This window comes from Acidobacteriota bacterium, from assembly GCA_003225175.1.
In the GTDB taxonomy this organism is placed as follows: domain Bacteria; phylum Acidobacteriota; class Terriglobia; order Terriglobales; family Acidobacteriaceae; genus Gp1-AA112.
This window is the reverse complement of sequence record QIBA01000141.1, coordinates 1-3,259: the sequence shown is the minus strand read 5'-3', so window position 1 is coordinate 3,259 and position 3,259 is coordinate 1. Positions and strand designations below refer to the sequence as shown.

The window sequence follows — 3,259 nt, the reverse complement described above, 5'->3', positions numbered from 1 at the left end:
TCCGTTGCCAGCAAAATCGACCTCCGAACTATTGTTACACAAACTATTTTAACCGGTATTTTAGTTTACCCGTTGCCAGCAAAATCAACCTCCGAACTATTGTTACACAAACTATTTTAACCGGTATTTTAGTTTACCCCGTTGCCAGCAAAATCGACTTCTGAAATATTGTTACACAAATTACTTAACCGCCAATAAAATCGACTTCTGATGAATTAACGTTAATTCTTTTTTATACTTTTCGTAGGTTACGTCTCGTCATCTCGGACCTACTTGGACTTGTTAATTGGCTACAAATTTTTAACTGCAAATTGCGACGAAGACTTGGTTAACTGGTAAGTTTGGGCTTTTTGTTCTTTCTTTTTAGAAACGGCATTAACTTTCTTTTTTTTCTTTTAGTAAACTGGTCTTATAGAAACCAAACTTGCGGTAAGATGATTCTTAGATTTTTGAATGGGTTTTTTGTCATTATTTAAGAAATGGTATTAACCTTCTCTTTTTTTTTCTTTTTAGAAAACCAGTTCATGGACTTTTCTTAGAACTGGACTTGTGGTAAATGGTAATTAGCGTTAGATTTAGAGAGGGTTCTTCATTTCGTTTAAGAAACATTACTAACTTTTTTTTTTCATTTTAGGAAACTGATTAATGAACTTTTCTTGTGGTAATTAGATTTAGAGGAGATCTCGTCATTTTGCTTAAGAAGGGCACTAACCTTCTCTTTTTTCTTAGGGGACTGACCTCATGGACTTTCTTAGAGCATGACTGTAATTCTAGATTTATTGAAGTTTGTCATTTAGGAAACGGTAAGTTTGGATTTAGGGTAGATTTTTTGTGATTTTTTTTAGACTCGTTAACCTTTTTTTCTATTTTTGTTTTAGGAACTAATTCCTTGGAAAATTAAGATTGTACGGTGATGGCTTGGGGAATTTTTTTTTTGCTTCACTAAATTGTGTCAATTAGGATGGGTAGAGCGTTTCAGACACTTATTGATCGTCTCTTTTACCTCCTTTACCAGCTAAAAGATTAGTTTTACATACATAGATGAAAATTTTATGATTTTTATTTATTTTTCTTCTTAAAACAAATATACAAAATAATTTTAAAGCTTATTATTAAGTTTCAGGTTTAGAAAAATGAACATCTTTATAAGGATCATCAACATGCATGCTGACGAACTTTGGTATATAAATAATTTTTTCGTTCAATTGTTAATAAAGAAACAGGAATTGTATTTAACTCTCCATTAACATCAAACTTATTACTATTAAACAATAAGAAAGAGGATTCTTCTCCTCCAGATTTTTTTGAAATATAAACTTTTCCAATATCATTAATTGAATTACTGAAACGAAAATGATGATATTGTTTGATATTAGGAAGGGGTTTAAAATGAGGTTTTAAAAAGTTATCGAAATCGTACCAAGTCCATCCTAACCCATCTTTATAACGAACTGCTTTATTTCCTTCTGTTGAAATCTTTATAACTTGTTCAATATCATCCATAGTATTAATTTTTGTTTTCCAATAAATTTTTTTAATCTTACCAAAATAAGAATCACAAATAAACTTCGTATGTCCTGGGATCATAAAATTTACAGTAATATCATCATACCATTTTAACATGATTAACCATGCCCAAAACCAAAGAGATAAATTGTTTTTGTTCTGGCCTGCACAATTATCACAAGTAATTTTTAAATGTTTTTTTCCTTCTTTGGCAAATTCTTTAAGAGCATGATAAACTAAATTTAATGTAGTGTTAGCACCTTTAGCAGTGCCCTTAGGAAATTCATCTTCTCCGATCATAAAATTTAATTGGTGATTATTACCTTCTTCAGTTTTACACACGCCAAATAAATGTACGGAAAAAGTATTTTTAAAAAAAATTGCTCCTACTTGCTGTGGTATATAAGGTATTGATACATTTTGAGCCCAGTCATAACAGATATGAGCAATAGATAAATCATTCTTACTTTCAATTATAATATTATTATAATGTTCACGTTCAAGATCTGCTGCATCTCAGTGTTCTCTATACTGAATTCTCTTATTAGTCAATTCTATATCATCTTTTATTACTGCTAATTCTGCTTTGAAGTTTGCACAAGTTTCACATAAATCACTTGCTGGTGGCTGGAACTTAATATATGGCACTAATTCATGCCAAAGTTTTACAAAACTATTGTAAGACATAACCTTTTGATTTGGATATTCAATGTTAAAGTAATCATTATATTTTTGATAAACTAATTTATAGTTTGTGTCTGTTTGTAAATAAATAAATACATCTGAATCTGTTTTATGTCTCAATGGTGATGGCAATCCATAAGTATTACTGTATTGTATTAAAAATTGTTTTACTGTGAAAGAAAGGTTGAAATCAATAAAAACCCGTGATGAAAGTTTTGGGAAATGTCCAGTATTACCATGAATTCGTTCTGCAAGTCCATTTTCTTGTAAATGTTTTTGGATAGCTGAAAGAAAGTATTCAGTTATTCCATTTAATTTCAAATAAACAGTTTTACAAAGAGGAAGAGAGGTGTTGAAATTGTATTTATAAGTAATTCTTGATTTGCTTTCATTATTTGCTTTTTCATTAGTTATTTCAAAAGACATAAGTTGAGCTTTTAAAAATATTTCAAGTTCCATTTTTCCTAAACTACGTATCTCAAGATGTCGTTGGAAAAAACGTTTAAACCCAACTTTTTCATAACATTTACTTAAATCCTTTTTTGAAGAACGGCAAGTGCAGTTTTCTTTATTAATAAAAAATTGCATTAAATCATGCACTGTGTTTAATACAAGCTCATTTTCTTCATAATTTTCTAGTCCCAATTCAACTAAATTGTATGCTGGAATCATTGTTGCTATTTTTATTGATTACTAGATATAAAAATATAAACAAGAAGGTTTTAAAAAAATTATTAAAAATTTGAAAAAAAAAGAAATATTTTTAACGTAAAATGATCTACATCAAAGATAATGCAACAATGCGTATTATTTGTAATCAGTAGATCAATTTAATTTAAGGTTTAAACCTTGTGATAAATATTAATCATCTTTGTCTAAAACAAGTTTAAATTGAATCATTGACACATGCGAAAATGTAAATGATAAGGTTAAAATAGTTTGGTGTAATAATACTAAAGATAAGCAAAATACCTTTTAAAGTTAGGGTTTAATTACTTTATTAAACGTCTTGAGAATGGTTTGAAAAAACTGAAACTGATCAAACTTCCATGATGACTGTTAAGAAGTA

At 28.8% G+C, this 3,259-nt stretch carries 1 protein-coding gene; it reads right to left on the bottom strand.

Annotation, left to right across the window (positions count from 1 at the left end; genetic code table 11):
- Positions 1 to 1,155: 1,155 nt before the first annotated feature.
- Positions 1,156 to 1,806: a hypothetical protein gene (locus DMG62_23735; protein ID PYY20342.1), complete on the bottom strand. Its 651-nt coding sequence runs from the start codon at positions 1,804 to 1,806 to the stop codon at positions 1,156 to 1,158.
- Positions 1,807 to 3,259: the final 1,453 nt, after the last annotated feature.